This window comes from Pseudomonas fluorescens (assembly GCF_005938625.1).
GTDB lineage: Bacteria > Pseudomonadota > Gammaproteobacteria > Pseudomonadales > Pseudomonadaceae > Aquipseudomonas > Aquipseudomonas fluorescens_BD.
The window spans coordinates 1-3179 of record NZ_VCNJ01000052.1; the positions used below are offsets into that span (position 1 = coordinate 1).

At 51.2% G+C, this 3179-nt stretch carries 1 rRNA gene; it reads right to left on the minus strand.

Going from position 1 to position 3179, the window contains the following annotated elements:
* Window positions 1-171: 171 nt before the first annotated feature.
* Window positions 172-3065 (minus strand): 23S ribosomal RNA (locus FGA82_RS26345).
* Between the last annotated feature and the right edge of the window lie 114 nt (window positions 3066-3179).

Here is a 3179-nt window from a genome sequence, read left to right on the forward strand (position 1 = left end):
TCTATGGTCGTCAAGAAATTCGGGTACTGAGTCGTGACCAGATGGCCTCGCTTCAGCAAATTGGGTATGTGACAGTCAGGTGTTTTGTGAGCGTTTCGAACTTTCGGTTCATTGCGTCTTCACACACCGCAATCTGGTCTCTTTCGAGTTCGCAAATTGCTTGGGTGTTATATGGTCAAGCCTCACGGGCAATTAGTATTGGTTAGCTCAACGCCTCACAGCGCTTACACACCCAACCTATCAACGTCGTAGTCTTCGACGGCCCTTCAGGGAACTCAAGGTTCCAGTGAGATCTCATCTTGAGGCAAGTTTCCCGCTTAGATGCTTTCAGCGGTTATCTTTCCCGAACATAGCTACCCGGCAATGCCACTGGCGTGACAACCGGAACACCAGAGGTTCGTCCACTCCGGTCCTCTCGTACTAGGAGCAGCCCCTCTCAAATCTCAAACGTCCACGGCAGATAGGGACCGAACTGTCTCACGACGTTCTAAACCCAGCTCGCGTACCACTTTAAATGGCGAACAGCCATACCCTTGGGACCGGCTTCAGCCCCAGGATGTGATGAGCCGACATCGAGGTGCCAAACACCGCCGTCGATATGAACTCTTGGGCGGTATCAGCCTGTTATCCCCGGAGTACCTTTTATCCGTTGAGCGATGGCCCTTCCATACAGAACCACCGGATCACTAAGACCTACTTTCGTACCTGCTCGACGTGTCTGTCTCGCAGTCAAGCGCGCTTTTGCCTTTATACTCTACGACCGATTTCCGACCGGTCTGAGCGCACCTTCGTACTCCTCCGTTACTCTTTAGGAGGAGACCGCCCCAGTCAAACTACCCACCATACACTGTCCTCGATCCGGATAACGGACCTGAGTTAGAACCTCAAAGTTGCCAGGGTGGTATTTCAAGGATGGCTCCACGCGAACTGGCGTCCACGCTTCAAAGCCTCCCACCTATCCTACACAAGCAAATTCAAAGTCCAGTGCAAAGCTATAGTAAAGGTTCACGGGGTCTTTCCGTCTAGCCGCGGATACACTGCATCTTCACAGCGATTTCAATTTCACTGAGTCTCGGGTGGAGACAGCGCCGCCATCGTTACGCCATTCGTGCAGGTCGGAACTTACCCGACAAGGAATTTCGCTACCTTAGGACCGTTATAGTTACGGCCGCCGTTTACCGGGGCTTCGATCAAGAGCTTCGCGTTAGCTAACCCCATCAATTAACCTTCCGGCACCGGGCAGGCGTCACACCCTATACGTCCACTTTCGTGTTTGCAGAGTGCTGTGTTTTTAATAAACAGTCGCAGCGGCCTGGTATCTTCGACCGGCATGAGCTTACGGAGCAAGTCCTTCACCCTCACCGGCGCACCTTCTCCCGAAGTTACGGTGCCATTTTGCCTAGTTCCTTCACCCGAGTTCTCTCAAGCGCCTTGGTATTCTCTACCCAACCACCTGTGTCGGTTTGGGGTACGGTTCCTGGTTACCTGAAGCTTAGAAGCTTTTCTTGGAAGCATGGCATCAACCACTTCGTGTTCTAAAAGAACACTCGTCATCAGCTCTCGGCCTTAGAATCCCGGATTTACCTAAGATTCCAGCCTACCACCTTAAACTTGGACAACCAACGCCAAGCTGGCCTAGCCTTCTCCGTCCCTCCATCGCAATAACCAGAAGTACAGGAATATTAACCTGTTTTCCATCGACTACGCTTTTCAGCCTCGCCTTAGGGACCGACTAACCCTGCGTCGATTAACGTTGCGCAGGAAACCTTGGTCTTTCGGCGTGGGTGTTTTTCACACCCATTGTCGTTACTCATGTCAGCATTCGCACTTCTGATACCTCCAGCAAGCTTCTCAACTCACCTTCACAGGCTTACAGAACGCTCCTCTACCGCATCATCCGAAGATGATACCCGTAGCTTCGGTGTATGGTTTGAGCCCCGTTACATCTTCCGCGCAGGCCGACTCGACTAGTGAGCTATTACGCTTTCTTTAAAGGGTGGCTGCTTCTAAGCCAACCTCCTAGCTGTCTAAGCCTTCCCACATCGTTTCCCACTTAACCATAACTTTGGGACCTTAGCTGACGGTCTGGGTTGTTTCCCTTTTCACGACGGACGTTAGCACCCGCCGTGTGTCTCCCATGCTCGGCACTTGTAGGTATTCGGAGTTTGCATCGGTTTGGTAAGTCGGGATGACCCCCTAGCCGAAACAGTGCTCTACCCCCTACAGTGATACATGAGGCGCTACCTAAATAGCTTTCGAGGAGAACCAGCTATCTCCGAGCTTGATTAGCCTTTCACTCCGATCCACAGGTCATCCGCTAACTTTTCAACGGTAGTCGGTTCGGTCCTCCAGTTAGTGTTACCCAACCTTCAACCTGCCCATGGATAGATCGCCCGGTTTCGGGTCTATTCCCAGCGACTAGACGCCCTATTAAGACTCGCTTTCGCTACGCCTCCCCTATTCGGTTAAGCTCGCCACTGAAAATAAGTCGCTGACCCATTATACAAAAGGTACGCAGTCACAGAACAAAGTCTGCTCCCACTGCTTGTACGCATACGGTTTCAGGATCTATTTCACTCCCCTCTCCGGGGTTCTTTTCGCCTTTCCCTCACGGTACTAGTTCACTATCGGTCAGTCAGTAGTATTTAGCCTTGGAGGATGGTCCCCCCATATTCAGACAAAGTTTCTCGTGCTCCGTCCTACTCGATTTCATGACCAAGAGATTTTCGCGTACAGGGCTATCACCCACTATGGCCGCACTTTCCAGAGCGTTCCGCTAATCTCAAAGCCACTTAAGGGCTAGTCCCCGTTCGCTCGCCACTACTAAGGGAATCTCGGTTGATTTCTTTTCCTCAGGGTACTTAGATGTTTCAGTTCCCCTGGTTCGCCTCTTGCACCTATGTATTCAGTACAAGATAACCATCTTATGATGGCTGGGTTCCCCCATTCAGACATCTCCGGATCAAAGTCTGTTTGCCGACTCCCCGAAGCTTTTCGCAGGCTACCACGTCTTTCATCGCCTCTGACTGCCAAGGCATCCACCGTATGCGCTTCTTCACTTGACCATATAACCCCAAGCAATCTGGTTATACTGTGAAGACGACATTCGCCGAAAATTCGAATTTCTCAACTAAGAGAACTCACAAATTTTACCTTAGCCTGATCCGTTACCAGTGAAA